This is a genomic window from Paractinoplanes bogorensis, from assembly GCF_018829635.1.
Classification (GTDB): Bacteria; Actinomycetota; Actinomycetes; order Mycobacteriales; family Micromonosporaceae; genus Actinoplanes; species Actinoplanes bogorensis.
On record NZ_JAHKKG010000013.1, the window covers coordinates 36919 to 62543 of the forward strand.

At 71.2% G+C, this 25625-nt stretch carries 25 protein-coding genes; 9 read left to right on the plus strand and 16 right to left on the minus strand.

Annotated elements, in window-relative coordinates:
* Positions 1–47 precede the first annotated feature (47 nt).
* Positions 48–1070 carry an EamA family transporter gene (locus tag KOI35_RS35900; RefSeq protein WP_215793159.1) on the plus strand — a complete coding sequence of 341 codons (1023 nt, stop codon included), beginning with the start codon at positions 48–50 and terminating at the stop codon, positions 1068–1070.
* On the opposite strand, the gene KOI35_RS35905 is transcribed toward KOI35_RS35900, so the two are convergent.
* The 3 genes from KOI35_RS35905 to KOI35_RS35915 are packed head-to-tail and all read right to left on the minus strand — an operon-like array spanning position 957 to position 4280.
* The gene (locus KOI35_RS35905; protein ID WP_215793160.1) at positions 957–2012 is read right to left on the minus strand and encodes a winged helix DNA-binding domain-containing protein; all 1056 of its coding nucleotides are present in this window, start codon (positions 2010–2012) and stop codon (positions 957–959) included. The genes KOI35_RS35900 and KOI35_RS35905 overlap by 114 nt on opposite strands.
* A 10-nt stretch (positions 2013–2022) precedes the next feature.
* The gene (locus KOI35_RS35910; RefSeq protein WP_215793161.1) at positions 2023–2667 is read right to left on the minus strand and encodes a response regulator transcription factor; all 645 of its coding nucleotides are present in this window, start codon (positions 2665–2667) and stop codon (positions 2023–2025) included.
* A complete protein-coding gene (locus KOI35_RS35915; RefSeq protein ID WP_215793162.1) occupies positions 2658–4280 on the minus strand; it encodes a sensor histidine kinase in 1623 nt (540 codons plus the stop codon). Before KOI35_RS35915 ends, KOI35_RS35910 begins: the two co-directional genes overlap by 10 nt.
* Positions 4281–4402: 122 nt before the next feature.
* Here KOI35_RS35915 and KOI35_RS35920 point away from each other — a divergent pair, with 122 nt between their 5' ends.
* The 4 genes from KOI35_RS35920 to KOI35_RS35935 all read left to right on the plus strand — a co-directional run bounded on the left by KOI35_RS35920 (position 4403) and on the right by KOI35_RS35935 (position 7347).
* Positions 4403–5158, plus strand: a complete 756-nt coding sequence (locus KOI35_RS35920) for a CPBP family intramembrane glutamic endopeptidase (protein ID WP_215793163.1) — start codon at positions 4403–4405, stop codon at positions 5156–5158.
* Positions 5159–5226: 68 nt separating this feature from the next.
* Positions 5227–5907: a DedA family protein gene (locus KOI35_RS35925; RefSeq protein ID WP_215793164.1), complete on the plus strand. Its 681-nt coding sequence runs from the start codon at positions 5227–5229 to the stop codon at positions 5905–5907.
* A gap of 96 nt (positions 5908–6003) precedes the next feature.
* On the plus strand, positions 6004–6990 hold the full coding sequence (locus KOI35_RS35930) for a chemotaxis protein CheB (RefSeq protein WP_215793165.1): 987 nt from the start codon (positions 6004–6006) through the stop codon (positions 6988–6990).
* A gap of 45 nt (positions 6991–7035) precedes the next feature.
* On the plus strand, positions 7036–7347 hold the full coding sequence (locus tag KOI35_RS35935; protein WP_215793166.1) for an antibiotic biosynthesis monooxygenase: 312 nt from the start codon (positions 7036–7038) through the stop codon (positions 7345–7347).
* A gap of 7 nt (positions 7348–7354) precedes the next feature.
* On the opposite strand, the gene KOI35_RS35940 is transcribed toward KOI35_RS35935, so the two are convergent.
* The 3 genes from KOI35_RS35940 to KOI35_RS35950 form a co-directional block, all read right to left on the minus strand.
* Positions 7355–7594 carry a hypothetical protein gene (locus KOI35_RS35940; protein ID WP_215793167.1) on the minus strand — a complete coding sequence of 80 codons (240 nt, stop codon included), beginning with the start codon at positions 7592–7594 and terminating at the stop codon, positions 7355–7357.
* Positions 7595–7756: 162 nt separating this feature from the next.
* Positions 7757–9532, minus strand: a complete 1776-nt coding sequence (locus KOI35_RS35945) for a potassium channel family protein (RefSeq protein ID WP_215793168.1) — start codon at positions 9530–9532, stop codon at positions 7757–7759.
* Positions 9529–9915 carry a DUF6394 family protein gene (locus tag KOI35_RS35950; protein WP_215793169.1) on the minus strand — a complete coding sequence of 129 codons (387 nt, stop codon included), beginning with the start codon at positions 9913–9915 and terminating at the stop codon, positions 9529–9531. Before KOI35_RS35950 ends, KOI35_RS35945 begins: the two co-directional genes overlap by 4 nt.
* Before the next feature lie 155 nt (positions 9916–10070).
* Between KOI35_RS35950 and KOI35_RS35955 the strand changes: the two genes are divergently transcribed.
* Positions 10071–10529, plus strand: a complete 459-nt coding sequence (locus tag KOI35_RS35955) for a nuclear transport factor 2 family protein (protein ID WP_215793170.1) — start codon at positions 10071–10073, stop codon at positions 10527–10529.
* A gap of 493 nt (positions 10530–11022) precedes the next feature.
* Positions 11023–13179 (plus strand): beta-glucosidase, encoded by a 2157-nt coding sequence (locus tag KOI35_RS35960; protein ID WP_215793171.1) that lies wholly within the window; start codon positions 11023–11025, stop codon positions 13177–13179.
* Between the two features lie 53 nt (positions 13180–13232).
* Here KOI35_RS35960 and KOI35_RS35965 read toward each other — a convergent pair whose 3' ends face one another.
* On the minus strand, positions 13233–14042 hold the full coding sequence (locus KOI35_RS35965) for an aminoglycoside phosphotransferase family protein (RefSeq protein WP_215793172.1): 810 nt from the start codon (positions 14040–14042) through the stop codon (positions 13233–13235).
* A 28-nt stretch (positions 14043–14070) separates the two neighbouring features.
* On the opposite strand from KOI35_RS35965, the gene KOI35_RS35970 reads away from it, so the two are divergent.
* Positions 14071–14421, plus strand: coding sequence for a VOC family protein (locus KOI35_RS35970; RefSeq protein ID WP_215793173.1), 351 nt, complete (start codon positions 14071–14073; stop codon positions 14419–14421).
* On the opposite strand, the gene KOI35_RS35975 is transcribed toward KOI35_RS35970, so the two are convergent.
* The 7 genes from KOI35_RS35975 to KOI35_RS36005 all read right to left on the minus strand — a co-directional run bounded on the left by KOI35_RS35975 (position 14418) and on the right by KOI35_RS36005 (position 22437).
* The gene (locus KOI35_RS35975; RefSeq protein WP_215793174.1) at positions 14418–15056 is read right to left on the minus strand and encodes a hypothetical protein; all 639 of its coding nucleotides are present in this window, start codon (positions 15054–15056) and stop codon (positions 14418–14420) included. The two genes, KOI35_RS35970 and KOI35_RS35975, sit on opposite strands and share 4 nt — an antisense overlap.
* On the minus strand, positions 14989–15567 hold the full coding sequence (locus KOI35_RS35980; RefSeq protein ID WP_215793175.1) for an RNA polymerase sigma factor: 579 nt from the start codon (positions 15565–15567) through the stop codon (positions 14989–14991). The genes KOI35_RS35975 and KOI35_RS35980 overlap by 68 nt, the downstream gene beginning before the upstream one ends.
* 30 nt (positions 15568–15597) lie before the next feature.
* Positions 15598–17751, minus strand: a complete 2154-nt coding sequence (locus KOI35_RS35985; protein WP_215793176.1) for an MMPL family transporter — start codon at positions 17749–17751, stop codon at positions 15598–15600.
* A 72-nt stretch (positions 17752–17823) separates the two neighbouring features.
* Positions 17824–19029, minus strand: coding sequence for an alpha/beta hydrolase (locus tag KOI35_RS35990; protein ID WP_215793177.1), 1206 nt, complete (start codon positions 19027–19029; stop codon positions 17824–17826).
* 83 nt (positions 19030–19112) lie between these two features.
* On the minus strand, positions 19113–20621 hold the full coding sequence (locus KOI35_RS35995) for a TLP1 C-terminal extension domain-containing protein (protein WP_215793178.1): 1509 nt from the start codon (positions 20619–20621) through the stop codon (positions 19113–19115).
* Between the two features lies 1 nt (position 20622).
* Positions 20623–21735 (minus strand): NAD(P)H-dependent flavin oxidoreductase, encoded by a 1113-nt coding sequence (locus KOI35_RS36000; protein WP_215793179.1) that lies wholly within the window; start codon positions 21733–21735, stop codon positions 20623–20625.
* A gap of 9 nt (positions 21736–21744) precedes the next feature.
* On the minus strand, positions 21745–22437 hold the full coding sequence (locus KOI35_RS36005; protein WP_215793180.1) for a DUF305 domain-containing protein: 693 nt from the start codon (positions 22435–22437) through the stop codon (positions 21745–21747).
* A gap of 130 nt (positions 22438–22567) precedes the next feature.
* On the opposite strand from KOI35_RS36005, the gene KOI35_RS36010 reads away from it, so the two are divergent.
* Positions 22568–23974: an LVIVD repeat-containing protein gene (locus KOI35_RS36010; RefSeq protein ID WP_215793181.1), complete on the plus strand. Its 1407-nt coding sequence runs from the start codon at positions 22568–22570 to the stop codon at positions 23972–23974.
* Positions 23975–24027: 53 nt separating this feature from the next.
* Here the strand turns inward: KOI35_RS36010 and KOI35_RS36015 are convergent, their stop codons facing one another.
* On the minus strand, positions 24028–24810 hold the full coding sequence (locus KOI35_RS36015) for a hypothetical protein (RefSeq protein WP_215793182.1): 783 nt from the start codon (positions 24808–24810) through the stop codon (positions 24028–24030).
* Positions 24811–24889: 79 nt separating this feature from the next.
* Entirely contained in the window at positions 24890–25600 is a 711-nt protein-coding gene (locus tag KOI35_RS36020) for a DinB family protein (RefSeq protein ID WP_215793442.1), read from the minus strand.
* Positions 25601–25625: the final 25 nt, after the last annotated feature.

The following is a 25625-nucleotide window of genomic DNA, read 5'->3' on the forward strand; positions in this document are numbered from 1 at the left end:
AGCGTCAGGGGTGTAAGCAAGTTTACTCATGACAGGGGGAGGGTGCCGTGAGGCTCGCACCGAAGCACGTCGGCCTGGTCGCGATGATCCTGTCGGCGATCTCGTTCGGCACGTCCGGCGCCTTCATCAAGCCGCTGCTCGAGGCCGGCTGGTCCCCGGCCGCCGCCGTCACCGTACGCGCCCTGACCGGCAGCGTCGTCCTCCTCCCGGTCGTGCTGCTCGCGCTGCGTGGCCGCTGGTCGGCGGTGTGGCGGGCCCGCTGGCGGATCGCCGGCATGGGCCTGATCGCGGTCGCCTTCACCCAGCTCGCCTACTTCGCGGCGATCTCCCGCATCCCGGTCTCGACCGCCCTGCTCATCGAATACCTGGCGCCGCTGCTGCTGGTGCTGTGGGCCTGGGCCACCACACGCCGCCTGCCCAGGTTCACGGTGTTGCTCGGCTCGGTGCTCGCCATCGGTGGCCTGGTCCTGGTGATCGGCCCCGGCGCCCTGCAGGCGGTCGACCCGATCGGCCTCGTCCTGGCGTTCGCCGCCGCCATCGGCTGCGCGGTCTACTTCGTCGTCGCGGCCCGGCCCGCCGACGGCCTGCCCCCGGTGGCGCTGGCCGGTTCGGGCCTGCTGCTCGGCGGCCTCGCGCTGGGCCTCATCGGGCTGACCGGGGCGATCCCGTTCGAGACGGCGGGCGGCTCGGTCCCGATGCTCGGCACCACCGCGCCCTGGTGGGTGCCGCTCGGCGTGGTCGCGATCGCCGGTACGGCCATCGCCTACTCCACCGGGATCGCCGGCTCGTCCCGGCTGGGCTCGCGCCTGGCGTCGTTCCTGGGCCTGCTCGAGGTGGTCTTCGCGTCGATCTTCGCCTGGCTGGTGCTGGGCGAGTCGCTGACCGTGCTGCAGATGCTCGGCGGCCTGCTCATCCTGGGCGGCATCGCCTCGATCCCGGGGGAGGAGAAGCCGGATTCAGGCGTGCGGCCCGACGGACACCACGCCGATCTCGAGAGTGGGCCGGAGGTCCAGAGCCTGACCGAGCCGCGCGACCTCGTCGTCGAGGGCGGCCAGCCGGTGGCGGGATAGCGGCTCGACCGGCTCGACCGTGAGGTGAACGCGACGGCCCGCGCGGCGCTGGTGCCAGACACCCGCCGCGAGGCCGTCGACCAGCAGCACGGGGAAGTTGCCGGCCTGACCGCGGTTCAGCGCCCGGGTGAACGCCCGCCCCGGGAACACGACCTCCCGCGGGTGCGAGGCCACGACGTACGCGTCGAAATAGGGCAGCAACCGCACTCCGGAGGCACGCGAGTCAGGTAGCGGGTCGTCGACGATCTCCAGCGGCAGAACCGAACGGAGGAACGCCGGCGGCACGGCCAGCCACCGCGTGATCTCGGCGGGAGTGGCGGGCCCGTACGACCACAGGTACCGCCGCACGACCTCCTGCAACGCTGCCGAAGGCTCCCAGGGCGTGAAAGCCGGCGGGCTCGTATAGGTGACCTTGCGCCCCCGTGGCGGCCCGAAACACAGCACACCCTGGGTGGCCGGCGTCCCCACGATCTGACGCCACCGTGGCCACATCGTCTGGAACGCGGGCATGACCAGATCCCCCGCCCAGGAACCGGCCCGCTTCACCACCTCGGCCCCCAGTTCGTCGACGGTCAGGCCGTCCGCGGCATCACGAACCGCGGAGGACAACGCGGCCACGATCTGATCGGTTTTCCCCGGCGTCATCGGTGACTTGTGCGGCAGCGCGGACAACGCCGCCGTCCACAGCCCCAGGTCACGTGTGGGCAGCAGATGCACCGTCCCGCGTGGCCCCCACGTCTTGACCAGCGTGCGGTCGTCCCACAGCGCCGACGTCACACCCGCGACCGTCCCGCCCTTCAGCCGCAGGGCCACCGACTGCAGCCCGGCCGACATCACCTGCGCGTGCGCCCCGCCCATGGCCGCGACGACCTCGCCGACGTCCGAGCCCGGCTCGTCCAGGAAGTTACGGGCCGCGCGGCGGGCGATGACCGAGGACCACATGGGCGCGACGCTACCGCCGGAGGAAGAGGAGTACGGCCAGCACCCGCCGGGACTCGCCGCCGGTTGCGGGCAGGTCGAGCTTGCCGAAGATGCTCGACACGTACTTCTCGACCGCCCGCAGGGTCAGCACGAGCCGGTCGGCGATGCCCTGGTTGGAGTGGCCGCTCGCCATCAGCGCCAGCACCTCCCGCTCGCGCGGCGTCAGCGCGGCCAGGGGGTCGTCGGCGCGGGCCCGGGACACCAGCGACGACACGATGACCGGGTCGACCGCGGTGCCGCCGGCCGCCACCCGGCGCAGGCAGGACACGAACTCGGCGACGTCGGAGACCCGGTCCTTGAGCAGGTAACCCGCGCCGGCCGCGGAATCGGCGAACAGGGTCATCGCGAGCGCCGGTTCGACGTGCTGCGAGAGCACCAGCACAGCCGTACGGGAAAAGTCTCTTCTGATCTTCATGGCGGCCCGCAGACCCTCGTCGGTGTGGGTCGGCGGCATCCGGATGTCGACCACCGCGACGTCGGGCGCCAGCGCGGCCACCGCCTGCAGCAGCGCGGAGGCGTCGCCGCAGCGGGCCACCACCTCGAAGCCGGCCCCGGTCAGCAGGCTGGCCAGCCCCTCGCGGAGCAGCACGCTGTCCTCCGCGATCGCTACCCGCACGGCAGCTCCGCCCGCACCCGCGTGCCGCCCCCGGCCGGGCTGCGCACCCGCAACGTCCCGCCGAGCGTCTCGACCCGGTCGGCCAGCCCGCGCAGTCCGCTGCCCCGATCCGGGTCGGCGCCGCCCGTGCCGTCGTCCGAGATCTCCACCAGCAGGCGGTCGCCGGCCAGCCGCAACGACACCGCGGCCGAGGACGCACCGGCGTGCCGTCCGACGTTGGTCAGGCTCTCGCACACCACGTAGTAGGCCGCCACCTCGATCGCCTCGGGCAGCCGGCCCGGCACCTCGCAGATGAGCCGGATCGGGACCGGCGCCGGCACCGACTCCACCGCGACCGCGAGCCCGTGCGCGCTCAGCACGGCCGGATACAGTCCCCGTGAGAGGTCGCGCAGCTCGGCCAGCGACGTCGCCACCTCGGCCCGGGCTTCGACCACGGCCTGCCGGGCGTCCGGATCGCCGTCGAGGCGCGTCTCGAGCAGTCCCAGCCGCAGCGACAGCCCGACGAGCCGCTGCTGGGCGCCGTCGTGCAGGTCGCGTTCGAGCCGGCGGCGCTCGCGGCGGCCCGCCTCGGCCACCCGGGCCCGCGACCCGCGCACCTCGGCCAGCCCGGCCCGCAGTTCGGCTCGTAACCGTCCATTGTCGAGCACCATCTCGACGGCCGCGACGACTGCGTCGAGGAGAGCATCGTCAGAAGGGTGGTGCACGATCGCCGCCACCGGCTCGCCGTCGCGCCGGATCAGGGTCGCCGATTCGCCGAGGGAGGCCGGGACGCCGTCCGATCCGACCCAGCACAGATATTGCGGCAGCCAGTAGAGCAGGCGCGCGGTCGGGTCGCGCAGGGCCCGGGCCAGCGCGGGGGAGAGGTCGTCGGGTTCGGCCCGCAGCGCCACCATCAGCTCGCCCAGCGATGCCCGGGCCAGCCGCGCTTCGAGCAGCCCGGCCAGGAACGCCACCGGGGCCAGGCCCAGCACGCCCAGCGTCACCGCCTGCACGACGGCGAACCCGGGTGCGGACAACACGCCCATCACCAGGAGGACGGCCAGGGCGACCAGCCCGAGCGTGAACGCGTCGACGAGCCAGCGCGCCGGCCTTGAACCCGCACGACGAACCCCCAGCACAGCGACCCCGGCCAGCAGCAGAACGCTCAGAGCGACCAGCTCGGCCGTGTGGACCGCGTCGGCCGCCCGCGGCGCGTCCACCACCCGCAGCAGGTTTCCCGGCCCGAACCCGCCCAGCCCCATCGTGACCAGTTGCAGACCGATCGAGACCGCGTACCCGATCCCGACGAGCAGCCGCGCCGGTCCGCTCAGCCGCCCGGCCGGGAAGGCCAGGAACACGTGCAGGAACAGCACGACGACGACCAGGTCGAGCGCCTGCCCGACGGTGAACAGCAGCGGCACCGGCGACCAGGCCAGGGTGGACAGGGCGGCGCCGAGGCCGACCACCACCATCAGCCGGCCGAATGCGGGGTGGCGGCGCCAGGCCAGAAGTCCGCACGACACGTAGGACAGCGAGATCCAGACGAACAGGACGGCCTGCCCGACCCGTCCGCCCGGCAGCGCGAGGGCGATCGACATCGTCGCGGCGGCGACTCCGGCCGAGGCCAGCGCCACCAGCCGCGTACGGCGGGAAAGGGTTTGGCGGTCAATGCCAGCAGAATAGGCGGGCCCGCCCCCGGCGAACATGCCAGAAAACCGCCCTGTGCGGGCCGACGGCCCGGACGAGCGTGATGGGCATGACCTCACTTGTCGCGTTCTTCCTTCTCACGTTCGCCATCTCCTGGGCGCCGTGGCCGTTCGGGATCTTCCTGCCCTGCGGCCCGCTGGTCGCCGCCCTGATCGTCGCCGCCGCCACCGGCACGCTGCGCGACCTGGGCCGGCGGATGATCCGCTGGCGCGTCCCCTGGTACTGCTACCTGGCCGCGATCGGCCTCCCGCTGCTGGTCATCGTGACCACGGCCGTCGTCCACGGTGGTGCCGACTGGTCGCTCGCCTGGGGTGACGTCACCCTGCTGTTCCTGCTGCGCTGGGTGAACCCGCTCGACGGCCCGCTCGGCGAGGAACCCGGCTGGCGCGGCTTCGCCCTCCCGCGCCTCGACTCCCGCTGGTCGCCCCTGATCTCGGCGGCGATCCTGGGCGCCGTCGTCACCCTCTGGCACCTGCCACTGCTGTTCCTGGACGAGGGCAACCCGATCGGCTGGGCCGGCCTGCCCACCACCTTCGTGATCACCTTTGTCTACTGCTGGCTGTTCCGTCGTTCCGGCGGCAGCGTGCTGCTGGTCATGCTGTTCCACATCGTGCAGGGCGCGATCGTGCCCGGCACCCTCGGCTACGACGGCGGCGACACCTCCGACGTGCTGGCCCTCGGCCTCGTCGCCTGGACTGTGGTCGCGCTGGCCCTGATCGTGTTCGACCGCGCGGCCTGGCAGCGTCCTTCTCCAACGGATCTGACCGGACGCGGCGTCCTCACGACCCCGATCGTGCAGCCCTGAGCGTTCTCAGGGTGAACTCGGGGTGGTGCCGGATGGTTCGGCGAGCACCGGAAGGGAAGGCTGAACCTGTGCTCGCCGACCTGATGAACGCCGCCACCGCCTTCGTCGACTGGCTGTCCACTCTCGACCGGGGGGCGGTCCTGATCTTCACGTTCCTCAGCGCCGCCGTCGAGATGACGTTCCTGGCCGGCCTGCTCGTGCCCGGCGAGTCGGTCGTCATGCTGGCCGGCTCGCTGCCCGACGGCCCCGCCGGTTTCGCGGCCGTGCTGGTGGTGGGCACGGCCGGCGCGCTGACCGGGCAGATCTGCGGCTATGCGATCGGGCGCGCGTTCGGCCCCCGGTTGCGCGGCACCCGCCTCGGCCGCCGGATCGGCCCTGAGCGCTTCCACCGGGCCGAGACCTACCTGCGCGATCGGGGCGCGCCCGCGCTGGTCGCCGTCCGCTTCGTCGCCGTCATCCACGCCGTCGTTCCGATCATGGCCGGCGTCGTCCGCATGCCGTTCGGCCGCTTCGTCCTCTGGTCCGGCCTCGGCACCGCACTGTGGATCGGCGCGTTCGCGAGCGTCGGCCTGCTCACCGCGGGCGCCGACGCCACCGGCGGTCTCGGCCTCGTCCTCACCGCCATCGGTGCCACCTGCCTCGGTGTCGTTCCGCTTCTGGCCCGCAAGATCAAGACCCTTTTCCCGTACGCCACGTCGGCCCCGGCAACCGCACCGGCACCGAACCCGAGGCTCACGCACGCTGCGTGAGTGGCTGAGGCCGTAGCGCCAGACCGGGATGTTCCCGGTGGTCACCCAGGCCGTGCGACCCGGTTTGTCGTGCTGTTCGCGGGGGAATCGGTAGATATGACTCGCGAGCTCGTGGTGCTGGGTGGCTCGGCCGGCTCGGTCGAGGCGATGCGGAGCGTGGTCGCCGGTCTGCCCGCCGACCTGGCGGCCGCGGTCCTGGTCGTCCTGCACGTTCCCGAGCGCGGCGCGAGCAGCCTGGCCTCGATTCTCGACCGCAGCGGCCCGCTTCCCGCCGCCCCCGCCGAGCACGGGGCGGAGCTGCACCCCAGCCGCATCCACGTCGCCGTGCCCGGCCGTCACCTGCTCGTCCGCGACGGGCAGATGCTGCTCAGCGGCGCTCCGCGCCAGAACCGGGCCCGCCCCTCGATCGACGCGTTGTTCCGCAGCGCGGCCCGGTGGCGCGGCCCGCACACCGTCGCCGTGCTCCTGTCCGGCAACCTGGACGACGGTGCCGTCGGCCTGGCGGCGGTCGACGCCGCCGGTGGGGCGTGCCTCGTGCAGGATCCCGGGGAGGCCCCGCATCCCGGGATGCCGTCGGCGGCCCTGGCCGTCGTCCCGCACGCCGAGCGGCTGCCCGCGGCCGACCTGGCCCACCGAATCGAGAAGCTGGTGTCCGAACGCCCGGAGCCGGCCGGATCCACACCGGACCGCGATCTGATCGCCGAGACCGAGATGGCCGAGAACAACACGCTCATCCCGGCCGGTCGGCAGCCCGGGCACCCGGCCGCGCTGAGCTGTCCCGACTGCACCGGCGGCATGAACGCCGTCGTCACCGGCCGGGCTGTTCACTACACCTGCCACATCGGGCACATCTGGTCGCCGCTCACGCTGCTGGCCGCTCAGCAGGACAAGATCGAGGAAGGGCTGTGGACGGCCCTGAGCATCCTCGAGGAGCAGGCCCGCGTCTACGACGACCTGTCCGCCCGGCACCAGCGCGGCCCCGGCGGTGTCGACCGCAAGCACCAGCGCGCTGCCGCCGAGGAGATGCGCGCGGCGGCCGAGGTGATCCGCAAACACTTCCCCGACATCGTGCTCGACAACTGAGCGCCCGGACGGCAGTGTTGGAGGCCGGACCAAGGGGGGCGAGTCATGATCGCGCGGACCTGGCGGGGCTGGACCACGGCATCGCACGCGGACGACTACCAGCGCCACTACGCCACCGTGGTCGCGACCGAACTGCGCGGCATCGACGGGTTCCGGGGCGCCCGCCTGCTCCGGCATCAGAGCGGCGACGAGGTGCGGTTCACGTCGATCACGTTCTTCACCGATGTGGACGCGATCCGGCTCTTCGCCGGTGACGACTACGAGTTCGCGGTCGTCGCCGAGGACGCGCGCAAGGTTCTTTCCCGCTGGGACGAGCGCGTCACCCACGACGAGGTAGCCATCTTCGTCACCGGTTGATCAACCGTCAGTGGCGGCGGGCCGTAGGCAGGCGCGACGCCCGTACGGTGACCCGCCTCGGGCCGACCACCTGGCCCTGGTCGCTCATCTCGACGCCCTCCACCTCGTACCAGAGGTCGCCGTCGTGCTGCAGCGGGGCGCTCGCCAGCACGCGCTCGATGCGGATCCGCAACGGGCCCGCGCCGAAGCGGTAGTCCTCCTCGGCGAAGGTCCAGATGGTGCCCGCGGGTCTGCTTTCGATGGTCATCTCACCTCGCGGGGCTGGGCGGCCTGTGGCCGCGGGAGGGGCAGGTCTTGAAGCGGACCGGTCAATCTGGAACGCTGGCGTCCATCCTGCGCTGTCCATTGCATCTGCACAAGCGCATCTGCACGTGCACGTGCGCTTGCACGAGGGTTTTTGTCCGTTTGGCTAGGCGTCGTCCGACGAACGCCCGGCCGATTCCGCGGAAGTGGGTATCCGTCCGGTCACCCGCTGTGCTATCCAGCCCACTGGCACCTCGCGTCCGGTGAGGACGTATTCGGCCACGACCCGGTTGGTGAGCGTCTCGATCAGCGCGCGCCGTGACTTGCCCCGGCCGACCAGCAGCAGCTGATCGCCGGCCGACAGGGTCACGTCGTCGTCCGGGCCGAGCACCGTCTCGTCGCCGCGCAGCAGCATCAGCGGCACGGCGTCCAGCCGCTTGGTCCGGTCGTGCGGGGTGCGTAACAGGTCGCCGATCCGTACGCCCCGGTGCAGCCAGGGCCGCATCCCGGGGGCCTCGCGGTCGGTCAGTGTGACCTTCCAGGTCGGACCCAGCCGCATGCCGCAGTAGGCGCGCATCTTGGCCAGCGTGTGCACGGCCCACTCGTCGCCGAGCTGCGGCATCTCCTGCAGGAAGCGCCACAGCAGGGGCGTACTGAGCCGGGCGTAGATCTCACGGGCGGCCATCTCGCTCGGCACCAGCAGCCAGTCGATCTCCATGGCGCCGAACAGGGGCGCGTTGGCCGGCCGGTTCTGCCGGGCGCCGATGAACAGCGACGGGTTGGCCGTCCGGGCCGCCGCGACCAGCGACAGATTGGTGGCGTCGTTGCCGGTGCCGGCCACGAACCCGGCCGCGCCGGCCAGGTCGGCCCCGGCCAGCACGGACGGCTCGGAGGCGTCGCCCTCGATCACCGTCACCCCGGCCGGCCGCTCGTCGACGGGCGGCGGGGACGGGTCGATCACGGTGACGTCCAGCCCGTCCTCGGACAGATCTTCGACCAGCTTGGTGCCGAACCGCCCGAAACCGCAGACCACCCAGCGTCCCGCGGCCGGTGGTCGCCCCGGCGCCGGCATCTCGGCGCCCTCGCCGCGCACGAGCCACGAGCTGAGCAGGTACGACGAGGGGGCGTGGAGGGCGATGCGCAGGTAGTCGCCGTACCGGTCGAACGGGTTGACCACGGTCGGCGAGCCGAACGCGTGCATGCGGTGCTCGATCGCGGGCGATACGGTCCGCGCGATCACCGGCAGCCCGGGCCGGATGAGCGCGACGGTCATCGCCACGATCAGGTTGACCTCGTCGTCGTCGGTCAGCGCGACCACACCCTCGCAGCTCGGGTGCTCGAGCCCGGCCACGCCCAGGTGGTGCGGGTTGCGGCCGTCGGCGACCAGGCCCGGGATGTCGGAGTGGTAGGGATCGATGTCGAGGGTGTCGACGTGCTCGGGCGTGTTGTCGACGACCACCATGCGCCGGCCCAGGTCGTCGAGGGCGTGGCCGAGCAGCTGACCCGTCTGCCCATAGCCGACGACCAGCAGGAACGGCTCGCGCAGGCGCCGGACCGTCCCGGTGAACCGGCGCAGCGCGATCGCGTCGCGGAACGCGCGGTCGCGCAGGGTGGCCAGCAGCGAGCCGATGGCGTAGGCCCACCCGATCACCGTGAGGTAGATGGTCGCCGTGACCCAGAGCCGCTGAGCGCCGGTGAACGGGTGCGGGATCTCGCCGTACCCGATGGTCGTGGCGGTGTAGCTCATGAAATAGAACGCGTCGAAGAACCCCATCCGTACGGGATGACCCTCCGCGTCCTGCCCCGGGATCAGGGTCAGCCCGAACACGCTGATCCCGAAGATCAGGATCAGCACGATGAGCGGCGCGCGCATCCGCCGCAGCACCAGGAACACGGTGGGGGAGCCCTCGGAGGGGCGGGCGATACGCGTCCGGCGTCTCATCGCCGGTGGAACGTCGTCGTCTCGATCACCAGCAGCGCGACCGAGACCAGGTTGGCCAGCAGCGCCCCGCCGGACAGCGAGACGACGCTCGCGGTGGCCTCCGGCGTCATGCCCGCGGTCGAGATCTGGGTCGCGTAGACCCAGGTCAGCGTGGCCGCGATCAGCTGCAGGTCGGCCACCAGGCTGGTCGCCAGATGCACCGCGCCGATCTGCGTGCGGTCCCCGAACTTCAGCACCGTCGCGATCAGATTGACCACCACGGCGGCGAACAGCTCGTATTCGTTGTGCAGGGCCGGGTCGGAGAGATCTCCGATGAAGAACCCGAAGTTGAGGGTCGCGGCCAGCAGGACGAAGAAGCCGAAGATCACCTTTTCCAGACTCACGCCCTCACCTCGGCGTCCACGCTAGTGCACCGGCCATCCGCCCGCCCGCCGGATCCGCCCGCCCGGCCGCCAGCGTGCGTTCGTGGCCGGGTGGGTGCGCGGCTGGTGGCGTGCGTTCGTGGCCGGGTGGGGCGCGCGGCCGGTAGCGTGCGCTCATGACCGGACGACCGCCGTTCCCGCCGTTCAGCCTCGAGACCGCTCGCCAGAAGGTGCAGGCCGCCGAGGACGCCTGGAACACCCGCGACCCCGAGCGGGTGTCGCTGGCCTACACGGAGGATTCGGTCTGGCGTAACCGCGACACGTTCGTCACCGGCCGCGCCGAGATCGTCCGCTTCCTGACCGCCAAGTGGGAGCGCGAGCTCGACTACGCGCTGCGCAAGAACCTGTGGTCGTTCACCGGCGACCACATCGCGGTCCGTTTCCAGTACGAGTCCCGCGACGCCACCGGCCAGTGGTGGCGCAGCTACGGCAACGAGCTGTGGGAGTTCGACGAGAGCGGCCTGATGCGCCGTCGCGAGGCCAGCATCAACGACCTGGCCATCACCGAGTCCGACCGCCGCATCCTGGGCCCGCGCCCCGAGTCGGAGCGAGGCCAGGAGTTCCCGCTGCGCTAGGCGGCGCGTCAGGCGGTCATGGTGATCGCCGATCTGCCCCCGGCAGCGCGCGGCGAGGAAGGGCAGCGCGGCGAGGTAGGGCGGCGCGGCGTGGAAGGGCGGCGCGGCGTGGAAGGGCGGCGCGGCGTGGAAGGGCGGCGCGGCGAGGAGGGGCAGCGCGGCGTGCAAGGGCGGCGCGGCGTGCAAGGGCAGCGCGGCGAGGAGGGGCAGCGCGGCGTGCAAGGGCAGCGCGGCGAGGAAGGGCGGCGCGGCGAGGAGGGCAGCGCGCGGAGGCCGGCCGCCGACCGAGTGTGTTCTGTGCTAGTCCGCGTCCATCTCGTCCTAGCGATGACCGTCACTGCGATCGCAGGATGTGGACCAAGGGCGGAAACATCTCCGCCACTCGATGGAAACAGCCCGGATCCCGGTCGTTTCGCGACGGCCTCGATGCCGCACGCCCGCACCGGCCCGTCGCCACCGCCTGAAACGTATCAATCACGCCGAGAGGAGCACGATGAAACGGGCCCTCGTTCTCGCCCTGCTCGCCCCGATAGCCATCGCCGCCGCACCGTCCCCGGCCGCCGCGGCCCTCGACCAGCCAACTCCGACCGCGGCCGAATGCCGCGGCTACCCGTGGATGGACACCCGCAAGTCGCCCGAGCAGCGGGCCCGGGCGCTGCTGGCCGCCAGTTCGGCGCACCAGAAGTACCGGTGGCTGGTCGAGCAGCCGGCCAACAGTCCGCAGCAGACGACCTGGGCCGACGGCGTCGTCTATCCCGCGCAACTGCCGTGCACCCCGACCGTGGTCTATTCGGACGGTCCGGACGGGGTGCGGTTCACCCCGGGGGTCACCGCGTTCCCGGCCACGATCGCGACGGCGGCGACGTTCAACGAGTCGCTCGCTTACGCCAAGGGGGCGGCGCAGGCATCCGAGGCGTTCGACAAGGGCAAGAATGTGCTGCTCGCCCCGGGACTGGCCGGTGGCCGGACGCCGCTGTCGGGCCGCACCCCGGAGTATCTGGGTGAGGACCCGCTGCTGACCGGCATGCTGGCCGCGGCCGGTGCGCGCGGGATCCAGAGCCGGCCGGTGCTCGCGACGCTCAAACACTATGTCGCCAACGAGCAGGAACTCGACCGGCAGACGAGTTCGTCCAACGCGGATGAGCGGACGTTGCGCGAATGGTACGACCTGCCGTTCGAGATCGCCGTCAAGCGCGGTCAGCCGGAGAGCGTCATGTGCTCGTACAACCAGATCAATCACGTGTATGCCTGTGAGAATGCGCGTCTGACCAACGTGCTCAAGGACGACATCGGCTTCGACGGCTATGTGATGAGCGATTTCGGGTCGGTCCACTCGACCGCGCCCAGCCTGGTCAACGGGCTCGACCAGGAGCTCAACCGGCCGATCTGGTTCACGCCGGCCCGGCTCGACGCGGCCCTGGCGGCCGGTCAGATCACGCAGCGGCAGATCGACGCGGCGGCGTTCCGGGTGGTCCGCTCGTACATCCGCGGCGGATTGTTCGATCGCGCACTGCCGGCCACGCCGGTCGCCGATGCGTCCACCAGCGCGCACAAAGCGATCGCCCGGACGACCGCCGAGCAGGGTGCGGTGCTGCTCAAGAACAACGGGCTGCTGCCGCTCGATCCGCGCACCGGCGATCAGATCGCGGTCATCGGGGCGACCGCGTCGAGCACCCCGACCAACGGCGTCAGCGCGCAATCGGTGTGCAGTCTGCCGTGGCGGTTCGGGAATCCGACCACGCTGCAGTGCGAAGACCTGGTGTCACCGGAGACGAGCATTCGCGCAAGAGCGGCCAAGAACCGCGCAACCGTCACGTTCGACAACGGCAGCGATGTGACCGCGGCCGCGGCGGCCGCGAGGTCCGCCGACGTGGCAGTGGTGTTCGCCTACGTACGGATGGGCGAGTTCGCCGACCTGACCGACCTCAAGCTGCAGGGCAACGGCGACGCGCTGGTCGCCGCCGTGGCCGCGGCCAATCCCCGTACGGTGGTGGTGCTGCAGACCGGCAGCGCGGTCGAGATGCCCTGGCTGTCGCAGGTGCCGGCCGTGCTCGAGACCTGGTACGGCGGCGAGCAGATGGGCCCGGCGATCGCGTCGCTGCTGTTCGGTGACGCCAACCCGTCGGGCAAGCTGCCGATGACGTTCCCGAAGTCGCTGGCCGACACGCCCACCGCGGGCAGCGCCGCGCAGTATCCGGGCGTGGTGCGCGACGGCATCCGGCAGGTCGACTACAACGAGGGCCTCAAGGTCGGTTACCGCTGGTACGAGAATCAGGGCATCGAGCCGCTCTTCGCCTTCGGCCACGGGTTGTCGTACACCACGTTCAGGTATTCGGACCTGCGCGTCGCGGCGTCGCGGGGCGAGGTCACGATCAAGGTGCGCCTGACCAACACCGGCCGCCGGACCGGCACCGAGGTGGCGCAGGCCTACGTGACGCTGCCCGGCTCGACCGGCGAGCCCTCGAAGCGGCTGGCCGCCTTCCAGCGGGTCACGCTCGCTCCGGGTCAGAGCCGGACGGTCGACCTCTCGCTCAGCCGAACCGACCTGGCCGACCTGCACCTGCTGCAGTACTGGTCGGGCACCTGGAAGACGGCCAGGGGCGCCTACACCGTAGAGGTCGGCGGCCGCCGCGCCGGTTTCCGCCTCTGAGAGCCGGGAGCGATGAGAACGTGGGGGCCGCCCTGGGGAGCGGCGGCCCCCACTCACACCGGCGCGAACAGATCCCGGTTGTCGCGACTCCATCGGATCCGCTCGGCCGTCCGGTCGAGGAAGCCGCTCTCCTGCCACTCGGCCTGTGGTTGCATGCCCTGCGCGGCCAGCCGCCGGGCCCGCTCCCACACCGCCTCCTGCTGACCGATCACCTCGTCCACCAATGCCGAGCCGTCAAGGCCGGAGCCACCCGGACCGTCCAGCCCGGAGAGCCCGTATGCCTCGGCGAACACTTCCGCGCGGCGCCGACGGTCCGGCGGGGAGGGATAGGCCAGCCATTGGAGACAGGTGGCGTCGTCGCGGAACGGGGCCACGTACTCCAGCGCATAGGCCACGTCGTGCATCGGCCGGGCCGGCCATGCATAGTCCCAATCGATGATGCTGACCGGCTCGAGGCCGTGCCAGACGAGATTCCACGGCCCGAAGTCCCCGTGACAAACGAGCCCGTCCGAAGCCGAATCCGAAGCCGCGCCCCCGGCCCAGCCGGCCGCGGCGACCGGCCGGAAGTCCCGCACGGCATCGTGATAGTCCCGGAGCAGCCGGGCCATCGCGGCCAGCCCCCGCTCGTCGACCACTTTGGCCCACCCGTCGGCCCCCGACTCGCCTTCGACGTAGGTGAGTACTTCGCGTCCTTCTTCGTCGACGCCGAGCACTCTGGGTGCGTACGGGAAACCGATCTTCTCCAGATGAAGCAGCAGCTCGTGCACGGAAGCGGACCACGGCTGCAACGGCCGGCGCACCGTGTCGCCGATGCGGACCACGTTGCGGTGCGGTTTGTCCTGCAGCATCTCAAGATCCACCATCCCGCGACGGTACCGCTATCGTCGGCGGATGCTGCGGAAAATCGACTGCGTGATGGTGCGGGTCGACGCCCTGGACGAGGCGGCGGCCTTCTATGCCCGGGCCTTCGGACTGAGCCGCCTGTGGTCGGACGAGACGGCGGTCGGTATGGGCCTGCCCGAGACCGACGCCGAGATCGTGCTGCACACCATGGACCTGCCCGACGACGCCACCGTCCACTACCTGGTCGACGACGTGCCGGCCGCCGTGGCCGAGTTCGAACGGGAGGGCTGCACGGTCCGCACCCCGCCGTTCGAGGTGCCGGTCGGGCGGGGCGCGGTGCTCGAGGACCCGTACGGGAACGCCGTCTGCATCCTCGATCTCAGCACGGGTCGGCGCTAACGGCCGAGGTCGGGCAGGGTCGTGCGGCCGATCTCGGCCCCGGAAGCGTCGAAGCCGACGACGGTCGCCGGGCCGCCGCGGTACCAGACGAAGAACAGGTCGACCGCTTTCAGAGCCGCCCGCGTGCTGCCGTCGGACGACCGGAGTTCCGCCCGTACGGCGTCCCCGGCCGTGATCCACATGGTGTGCACGCCGTTCCCGTCGCTCGACCCGCCGACGTTGCCGAACGGCTCGACCGGTGCGCCCGGCTGAGTGCACTGGCCGCCGGCGAGCGAGAAGTCCCGGGGCGCGGGCCGGTCGAGCGGTCCCGGCCCCTCGAACATCGGCGCGATGCACACGTCGCCGCCGTCGTCCCGGCTGCGCCACACCGACAGCACCCGTCCGTCCGGTCCCGGTTCCTGCGCCACCCGTTGCGCCGTCCGGGCGTCGTCCCCCCAGAACGAGAGCGCGTTCGTGAGCTCTCGCGGCAGCAGTCCGGTGGCCGCCGCGCCCGACGCCAGGATCCCGGCGGCGAGGGCGATCGAGACGACAAACCGTTTTCCCGTACGCCGTCGAGCCGCCCGCGGACTACTCAGGATCCGGTGCAGCGCGTCCTCGGACGGCTCGGACGGCACGGGCCTGATCTTCTCGAGCACGGTCCATGCTTCGGTTCGCCGCTTCATCGAGCACCTCCACGGGTTCGGTCAGGCGTTTGCGGGCGCGGAACAGGCGTACGTGGAAAGCGGGAAGACTGCACCCCGCGACCTTGGCGGCCTGCGCGGCGGTCAGCCCGTCCCAGGCCACGAGCAGCAGCGCCTCCCGTTCCCGCGCGGTGAGAGCGGCCAGCCGGTCGAGCACATCGGCGCGTTCGGTGGCCAGAACGTCGGCCGGCTCGGCCGGAGCGGCCACCAGTTCCAGCTGCCCGGCGAGCCGCTCCTGCCGCAGCCCCGACCGCCGCATGTTGGCGATCGTGTTGCGGGCCACGACCAGCAGCCACGGCAGCGGGTCGGCGGGCACGCGGCCGGCCCGCCGCCACGCCACCAGGAACGTCTCGGCCACCACGTCCTGAGCCGTCTCCGGGTCGACGTGGCGGCGGGCGTAGGCCAGCACCCGGGGCGCACACTCGCGCCACAGCCGCACGAACCGGTGCTCGTCGTCGTCGCTCACACCAGGAAGTGTCCGCGAGACCCGCGATACTTACGCGCTTCGAGCCTCGGGGTGTGCCGTTGCGACCGTGGCCGGAGGACAGGACTGTTCTGTACTGGTGGCGTTCCCGGTCGCAGCCCTGGTTCCGGTGAAGGTGAACGGCGTCCACCAGTTGTACCGGCCCAGCAGCAGCATCGTGGCCGGCACCAGCACCATCCGGATGACCGTGGCGTCGATCAGCACCGCGGTCGCCATGCCGAGGCCGATCATCTTGACCGTCACGTCCGGGTCCAGGGCGAACCCGGTGAACACGGCCACCATGATGGCGGCGGCGCTGCTGATCACCCGGCCGCTGGCCGACAGCCCGCGGATCACGCTGCCGTGCGCGTCGCCGGTGCGCAGCCAGTCCTCGCGGACCCGGGACAGCAGGAACACCTCGTAGTCCATGGACAGCCCGAACAGCACCGTGAACAGCAGCACCGGCACCCAGCTGGACACCGCCACCGCATGCGGCAGCCCGACCAGCCGGGCGGTCACGTCGTTCTGGAAGATCAGGGTCAGGACGCCGTACGCCGCTCCGACCGAGAGCAGATTCATGAGTGCTGCCTTCACGGCGACCACGGGCGCCCGGAACAGCACGGTCAGCAGCACGAGCGACACCGCCACCACGAACACGACGACGATCCACAGTCGCTCGGCCAGCCGGTCGGAGATGTCGGCGAACACGGCCACCAGACCGGTCACCAGCACACCGTCGGGCACGCCGGCCCGCACCCGCTGCAGCAGTTCGGTGGTCGCCTCGTCCTGTGGTCCGGTGGTCGGTTCGACGACGATGACCGCCGCGTCCCCTTCGACGATCGGCTGGGCCACCAAGGCAACCCCAGGCATTTCCCGTACGGAGGAAGTCACCGCCCCGAGGTCCGCCACCTTGGTGCGGTCGACGGCCAGGATGAGTGGCCCGTTGGCGCCGGGCCCGAACTCCTCGGCCACCAGGTCGTACGCCTGGCGGGTGGTGTTCGATTCGGGCTGGCTGCCCGCGTCCTGCGGCCAGGTGCGCATGCCGAGCATCGGCGCGGTCAGCACAGCGAGGACGATCAGCGCCCCGACCGTCGCGAGCACCGGTCGGCGGCCGACCCGGGCCGCCCAGCGTGCGGTGAGAGCGGGCTGCAGGTGGACCGGCGTTGCGGGGGCAGGCTTCCCGTCGATCTCGGCGGGCCGGCGCTGTCGGCCGGGGAGCACCCGGTGCCCGGCCAGTCCACACAGAGCGGGAACGAGCGTGAGCGCGGCCGCCATCACCGCGATGACGGCGAAGAAGGTCGCATAGCCGAACGACGAGTACATCGGCAGCGTGGACAACCTGAGCCCGAACAGCGACACCAGCACGGTCAGCCCGGCCACCACGACCGACGCACCCGCCGTGGCGTTGGCGTGGGCCGCCGCCTCGATCGGGGACAGACCCGCCCGCAGCCCCTCGACGTGCCGGGCGACCAGCAGCAATGCGTAGTCGATGCCGACGCCCAGACCCACCATCGTGGCGATGGTCGGCGCGATGCCGCTGACGTCGGTGACCCGTGCCAGCAGGGTGATGCAGGCCCCGGCGGCCGCCAGCCCGGCCACGGCGACGCCGATCGGCAGCCCGGCCGCGACCACCGAGCGCAGCGCGAACCCCAGGATCAGCAGTGCGGCCAGGATGCCGACCGCCTCGGCCGTGCCGCTGGGCGCCTGCACGTTCTCGGGCACCTGACCACCCAGTTCGACCTGGAAGCCGGCCTGTTCCAGCGGCGCGACGGCGGTCTTGAGCGCGTCGACCCCCTCGGTGCCGTGGAAGTCGGTGACCGGGACGTCGTACTGCACGCCGACGAGCGCGGTGTCCCGGTCGGCCGACATGCGTGGCGGCGTCACCGCGGCGTCACCGTCGAGCCGGGACAGCCGGTCCTGCAAGGAGTCCAGCGCGGCCGGGTCGATCGGCCGGTCCGAATGCACGACGACGCGGGCCTCGGTGCCGGACATGGCGGGCAGGTGCTCGCGCAGGAACTCGGTGCCGGCCTGAGACGAGGTGCCGGGAATGTCGTAGTCGTCCTGCGGGGTGCCGCCGAACGTCAGGGACAGGCCGGTGAGGGCGACCAGCGCGACGATCCAGGCGCCGATGACGCGCCACGGGTGGGCGGCGGCCGCTCCTCCGAGCCGGCCGAGCAAGCGGGACATGCGATTTCTCCTCCGTGAAGTTTCTCGGGAGGAACCATCACCGGACCCGCTTGCAATCGGCTTGCGATCCGCCTAAAGCCCCCGGCGCCGGCGGACCATCGGCGACGACGGCGTGGCGGGACGCCCCCGCAGGTGGTGGTCGAAGAACGCCGCCTGGTAGGCCCGGGTGGCCGTCACCGCGGCGTCCGGGTCGATCGTGCCCAGGTAGGAGACGTGGGCGTCGGCGGGCAGGTCCAGGCCCCGGCGCACCTGCGGCATCACCGTCTGCAGGTCGCTGCACCAGCCGATCCCGGCGCCGACCAGCTCGAGCTCGCGCCGCCAGCCGCGCAGGGCCCTCCACTGCTCGTCCCACATCGGGTTCGGGGTGGCGAACTCGCTGGTCGGCCGGATCGCGAGCACCGGCCGGGTCAGCGAAACCTGATGCAGCGGGATCGCCCCGCCGTCGCGGGTCTTGAAGCCCACCGCGGTGTCACCGACGATGCCGGCCCGCACCCGCCGGTCCGCCTCCATCAGGGTCAGCGTCATCAGGCCGGCGCCGGAGATGCCGCTGAACGCGCCCACCCGTCCCAGGTCGACTCGCAGCCCACCGGGCAGGCGACGGCGGGCCAGCTCGTCGAGCATGAAGACCGAGTCCGCCGTACGCGCCGCGTAGATGTGCCGCAGATAGGCGAGGAACTCGTCGCTGTACTGGTCCTGGTTGGGCGGGAACGCGGCCGCGTTTGCGGGGACCAGCCGGCCGCCCGGGAACACCACCGGGGTCTCGTACGTGGGCTCGAAGCTCGCGACCACGTAGCCGCGACTGGCCAGGTCTTCGATCTCGGCACGGTTCGTGCTGTGCGAGCCCCAGTGCCCGAGCTGATAGACCAGCACCGGCCAGCGACCGGGCCGGGCCGCGACGTCCCGCCGGGCGTACGAGCGGGTGCCGGCCCAGTCGACCAGGTTGGCCGCCTGGGGCGCGGTGACGAAGGCGAACGTCTCGTCGGCCTGGGTCGCCCAGCCCGGCGTCAGCCACGACGCGCGGGCGCCGTCGGAGGACCGGGCCGGGTAGGTCAGGTTGACCATCAGTTCGCGGTAGGGCTGCGTGGTCACGTACGGGTCGGGGCGCGAGCGGTCGACCAGGTGCAGATCGGTGCTGCCGACCGGGTAGCGCCCGCGTGGTGCGGGCAGGCGTAACCGCAACTTGGGCACCGCCGCCGACGCGATGGGAACCGGGAGGGTGACGGTCGCCGCCACTCCCATGGCTCCGGCCAGTACGGCTCTTCTGCTCAGCGTTCCCATCGCGTCCCCCGTTCGGCGTGCCTATCGATGCCGATGAGTCTGCGATGTTCCGTCTGAGCGTCCGCTGAGTTCTGTGGATCAGCTCAGGCGATGACGTTTCCGTCGGCTGTGGAGCGGACGGTCACCGATTCGCCGACCGGATCGCCGTCGGTGAGCAGGTCGAGAATCGCGTCGGCCCGGGCCACGAAACGGCGGCCGCTGTCGTCGAGCCGGCCGAGCACGATGCCTTCCCGCTCTCCGCCCCGCAGATGCTTGACCGTGTACGTCTCGACGACCGCCCGGCCGTCCGCGGTGACCGCCTCGTCCGGCGCGGGAATCGCGTCCAGCTCAGTTTGGATCCGCGCACTGTCCGACGGCTGGAACTCGTACGGAATCGTGGTGTAAACGCCCGTCGAATGTTTGCTCATGATGCCGCCGTTGGCCCCGACAAAACCGAAAGTCCCCGGGGCCGCGCGCATCCGGACGACCGTCGAGGCGATCGCGTGCATCGTGTAGTTGTTGCCCGGCCCGCCGAAGAACGGCAGCCCACCGGTCACGGTCAGTCCGCGGGGGTCGTCCGGAGCGATCTCCAGGGCGTCGGCCACGATGAAGACCGGCGCCGCGAAACAGCTGTACAGATCAAACGCGGACACCTGCTCCGATGCGATTCCGGCGAGCTCGAGCGCGTGCTGCGCGGCCCGTTCCGCGGCGGGCGAACGGTCGTAATCCGCGCGCTCGGCCATCATCCGCTCGCGCAGATCGGCGTGCCCGGCCAGATAGACCCATTTCTCTTCCGGTACGCCGAGACGCCGCGCCGATTCCACCGACATCAGCAGCACCGCGGCGCCCTGATTCACCTTGTCCCGGGCCACCACATAGCGCGTGTACGGGTCGGCGATCGGGCGGTTCGCCGCGGTCGGTGTCATCAGATCGGCGGCGTCGCGGAAAACCGGCGCGGCCGCGTGCGGATTCGCGGCGGCCACGGCGGTGAACGGTTCGAAAAGGTACCCGATTGCCGACGCATATTCGTCCCGCGACATCTTCCGCCGGGCCCGCCGCGCATTGTCGATGAGCGCGTACTGCGACGGGGTGTCGGAGAGCCCGTGCGCGACGTGCTGCATCGACACGATCCCGTCGAGGCCGCTCGGACGCCTCTCGAGGGAGCCGCCGGGGCTCTCGGCGAAGTCCGGCCGGTCGTCGCGGCCGGCGTAGAACCCGATCGTCGAGATGGCCTCGGAACCGGCCAGCAGCACCACGTCGGCGCCACCGGCCGCGATCGTGGCGGCGAACTCGTTGACCAGATGCTGTGGGGCCTGCCCGCCGCCGGTCTCGAGCACGGCCCGGCGCGGGTCGGCCCCGATCCTCGTGGCGACCGAGCGGGGCAGGTTGTCCGAGGCGCCGAGCAGCGGGGTGGCCCACGGCAGCGAGATCTCGAACTGAGGCACACACGCCACTGTGTCGACGTCGGACGCGGTCACGCCGGCGTCGGCGAGGGCCAGGCGGGCGGCGTCGGCGGCGAGGTCGACGGGGGAGCGGCGAGAGTAGCCCGGCTCGCCGATCCGTTCCGACACCTCACCGACGCCCACGACCACGGGCGTACGGGAAGAAGGCATCTCAGAGACGCCCCGACAGCTCACGGATGCGCTGCTCGCAGGCGGCGGCCATCTGCCGGGTGATCTCGCCGGCCGGGCGGATGTCGCGGAACGAGCCGACGACCTGCCCGACGAAGAACGACTCCAGCTTGAGCGCGCCCTCGTGCCCGGCCTCGGCGGCAGCGTCGATGCGCTGCCAGGCGTCGTCGACCAGCATCGGCTGCAGGGGCAGCGGCAACGGCTTCGGGCTGCCCTCGGCGTCCCACTCGTCGTGCCACGCCGTCCGCAGCTGCCGGGCCGGTTTTCCGGTACGCGTCGGCGAGCGCAACGTATCGGCACTGCTCGCGGTGAGGAATTTGGTTTTGATGGCCGCGACCGCCACGTCTTCGGAGCTCGACAGCCACACCGAGCCGCACCAGACTCCGGCCGCTCCGAGCGCGAGCGCCGCCGCCATCTGCCGCCCGTCGGCGATGCCCCCGGCGGCCAGCACCGGCCGGTCGCCCGCGATGTCGACGATCTCGGGGGTGAGCACCATGGTGGCGATCGTGCCGGTGTGCCCGCCCGCCTCGGTGCCCTGCGCGACCAGCACGTCGACCCCGGCCGCGATCTGCCGCTCGGCGTGCTTGGCCTGCCCGACCAGCGCCGCCGTGACCACGCCCTGGGCCTTCGCCCGCTCGACCAGCTCGCGCGGCGGGGCACCGAGCGCGCTGGCGATCAGCGAGATGCGGTGCTTGAACGCGACGTCGAGCAGGGCCACCGCGCCCGGCGTGGTCAGCGAGGCCGCGATGTGCTGGTGGTCGACGGTCGGGGCGGGCGGGATGTCGTACTTCTCGAGCAGGCCGCGCACGAAGGCCAGATGCTCCTCGGGGATCTGCGCCCGCATGCTGGCCACCAGGTCGGCCGGGTCACCGGGCACGAACTTCTCGGGCACCAGCAGATCGACGCCGTACGGCTTCCCGCCGGTCTGCTCCTCGATCCAGGTGAGCTGGGCGTCGAGTTCGTCGGCGCCGTAGACGGAGGCCGCGAGCACCCCGAATCCGCCCGCGTTGGTGACCGCGGCGACCACGGCCGGCGATCGGTTGAAGCCGACGATGGGGTGCTCGACGCCGAGCAGATCGGTCAATGCCGTACGCATGCCGAGATGTTACCCGGCAGTCACTTGTTGCAGGCGCCGGATCTCACTGCCCTGTTCGACGGCCATCTCGTTGGCCACCTCGCGCAGTTTCTCGTCGTTGCCGCCCTTGAGCACGTCGCCCGCCATCTGCAGAGCGCCCTGGTGGTGCGCGGTCATCATGGCGGCGAACCGGGCGTCGAACGTGCTGCCGGTGGCCGCGGCCAGGGCGCTCATGTCCGCCTCGGACTGCATGCCCGCCATGCCGGCATGGTCGTGGCCCGGGTCGGTCTCGGGCAGCCCGCGCTCCTTGAGCCAGGCCCGGAAGAAGTTGATCTCGTACGGCTGGGCGGCCGCGATCCGGTCGGCCAGCGCGGCCAGCTTGTCGTTCTCCGCGCGCCCCGGTGCCAGTTTCGCCATCGTGATGGCCTGCTCGTGGTGCACGATCATCATCTGGACGAACGCGGTGTCGACGCCGTTGTAGGTCGAGCCGTCGGGCGCCTTGACCTGATCGGAGTCCGTCACGACGGCATCGTCTCCGGGGGCGCCGGGCAGTACGACGCGGACGGGTGGGCCGGCGCTCGCACTCGGGCGCGGCGCGGCCGCCGAATCGCCGCCGCCCATGCGGGCCGCTATCGCCACGGTCACGGCTCCGGCCAGGACGACCGCGGCGGCGACCAGCGTCGATGTCCTAACCCGGCCCAACACGCCTCCCGTATAGATCATCCGTGATGTTCCCGGATCCGTTCCCGGCCACTACTGTAGCGACAAAGGTGAATACGCATCGTGCGCGCCACCTCGCCGCCGGTGCGTCAACGGAGGGAGCCTTATGAAGCACCTTGCCCCACGAGGGCGGATGCTGAAGCGCCTGGCCGCCGCCGGGTCGCTCGCCCTGGTCGTCACGTTGATGACGGCCCCGACCAGCAGCGCGGCGAAAGCGCCGGCCGACCCGGGCACCATACCGGGTGTCGACGAGATCGTCAGCAGCCCGAACCTCAAGCAGGTCGCTCATCTGGACAAGTCCGGCGCTCTCACGGCGACCAATACGGACTGGGCGTTCCAGGGCAAATACGCGTACGGCGGAAATTACAACGGCTTCTACGTCTACGACATCAGCAAGCCGAAGGAGCCCAAGGTCGCGGCCCAGGTGCTGTGCCCGGGCTCGCAGAACGACATCTCGGTCACCGGCCACCTGCTCTTCCTCGGCACCGACTCGCAGCGGACCAACGACACCTGCGACAACGCGGCGTCGACGGCCGACGTGCCCGGCGACCGCTGGGAAGGCATCAAGATCTTCGACATCAGCGACCCGCTGACGCCCAAGTACCTCAAGTCGGTCAAGACCGACTGCGGCTCGCACACCCAGACGCTGGTGCCGGGCAAGCGCGGCGACAAGAACGTCTACCTGTACGTGTCGTCGTACAACCTGGCCGGCGCCGACCAGCCCAACTGCGCCCTGCCGCACGACAAGATCTCGATCGTCAAGGTGCCGGTGCGCAACCCGGCGGCCGCCACGGTCGACTCGGCGCCGGTGGTCTTCCCCGACGGCGGTTTCCCGGGCGCGCCCGGCAAGACCCCGACGACGGGCTGCCACGACATCACGGTCTACGCCGAGAAGGACATCGCGGCCGGTGCCTGCATGGGTGACGGCGTGCTGTTCGACATCTCGAACCGGGCCAAGCCGAAGGTCATCACCACGGTCCGCGACGAGGTCAACTTCGCGTTCTGGCACTCGGCCACGTTCAACAACAGCGGCAACAAGATCGTCTTCACCGACGAGCTCGGCGGCGGCGGCGCGGCCACCTGCAACGCCGACATCGGCCCGAACCGCGGCGCCGACGCCATCTACGACATCGTCGGCAAGGGCAAGAAGGCCAAGCTGGCGTTCCGCAGCTACTACAAGATCCCGCGCTACAACGCCGACACCGAGGTGTGCGTGGCCCACAACGGGTCGCTGATCCCGGTGCCCGGCCGCGACATCATGGTGCAGGCCTGGTACCTCGGCGGCATCTCGGTGTGGGACTTCACCGACTCCCGCAAGCCCAAGGAGATCGCCTTCTGGGAGCGCGGCCCGCTGTCGCTCGACCAGCTGACGGGCGGCGGTTCCTGGTCGGCCTACTGGTACAACGGCTACATCTACTCGAACGACATCACCAAGGGTGTCGACGTGCTGGAGCTGAAGGACATCCGCACGGCGATCGCCAAGCACTTCCGGGCGGACACGTTCAACGCCCAGACCCAGGACAACTTCCTGCGGTGGTAGAGCCGTGACCCGGCGCCCGCCCGCACGGGCGGGCGCCGGATCAACGGTCCACCTCAGCGGCGGATCGCTCCCGGCACGGTGAGCGACCGGGTCAGCTTCGTCACCAGTCCGGCCGCGGTGACGGACCCGGTGGTGTCCTTGTGCACGGTCAGGACGACGACGATGTTGCGGTTGGCCGGTCCGACCAGGCCGGTCGTGTGCAGGGTGCGGTGGACGAAGTCGACGTCCCGGGGCGGGGGCTTCGGCAGGTCACTGAGTTTCGACTTGCCCATCCAACCCTGTTTGATCGGCCACTTCCCCTGGAACGCGTCCGGGATCCCGAAGCTCTGGTCGAAGCCGTCGGCGGCGATCGTCGGGGCGCTCGCCATCGCCGCGCGGATCCAGACCCGCCAGCCGATGTGCATCTGATCCTCGAGGTACCGGTAGATCTGCACGATGTCGTAGGCGCTGACGATGGTGTAGCCCCACCACGGCGTGTCATGCGTCGGGTCGAGACTGATGTCCTTGAGGCCCATCAGGGACTTGAGCCCGGGCAGAGCCGCCTGCCGGCCGATCCTCCGCCAGAAATCACTGGCGTGACCGTCGTGACTCAGGGCGAGCATGTCACGCAGCCGGCCCAGCGTCGCCGGCGACTTCTCGTACTTCGCGTGCCGCAGATACTCGATCGCGATCAGCAGCTTGATGACCGACGCCGACCGGAACTTCTTTCGCACGTTGACCGACTCGGCGTAGCTCCAGAACTGCCGGTCGAACACGGCGACCGCTCCGCTGTGGAAGTCCTTGGGAATGCTGGTGAGCCGTGCCGCCTCCGGGCGCTCGATCACTTCTCGATCCATGGTGCGTCTCCCCGTGGTGTGGAAAACCAGCAACGTAGGAGGCGTTCCGGCCCCGGCGCTCGTGTCTGACCTCGATCCGTCAGCGGATGCGGTCCAGATCCCGTACGGCGTAACGAAGGTGTTCCCACTCCTCCTGCAGGATCGTGTGCAGGCAGCTGAGAACGGTCTCCGGATAGTCGGGTGCCCACGGGTTGCGCCGGGTCGCGGTCAGCTCGCCGGCGGTCACCGTGGCCAGGAAGTCGCGCACCATGGCGACCCGCCCGGCGCGGACCTCGAGCACCTCGGCGAAGGACGGCTGGCCGGTCGCCCAGACCGTCATGTCGTGGCCGTCGGTCTCGTACTCGGCGTTGGGGACGCCGAGCGGGTGGTAGGGCTGATCGACCTCCTGGATCGCCCGGCGCAGCCACGTGTCGGTGGCCATGACCAGGTGTCGCAGCGTCTCGGCGAACGACCACTCGCCGTCCACCGAGATGTCGGTCGTGCCGGGCGGCATCGCCTCGACCCGGGACAGCGTGGCCGCCCAGGTGCGTTCGAGTGCGGCCCACGCCGTACGCAATCCGTCCGGGTCGGTCGCCCGCCGCTCGGCGCGCCCGGGGAAGCGGCGGTTGAGTTCGGCCTCGACCAGCGGGATGACGTCGACGCCGTTGATCCGCAGGAAGCTGTCGCCGTCGAACAGCCACGGCGCGTCGATGTCGGCACCCTGGATCTCGACCGCGCGCATGACGACCCCGGACAGATCGCTCCGGACGAACCGGGAGCCGCTGAGGTCCGCGTCGATGAACTCCGCCATAAACGCAGCAGACTAGTCCATCGGC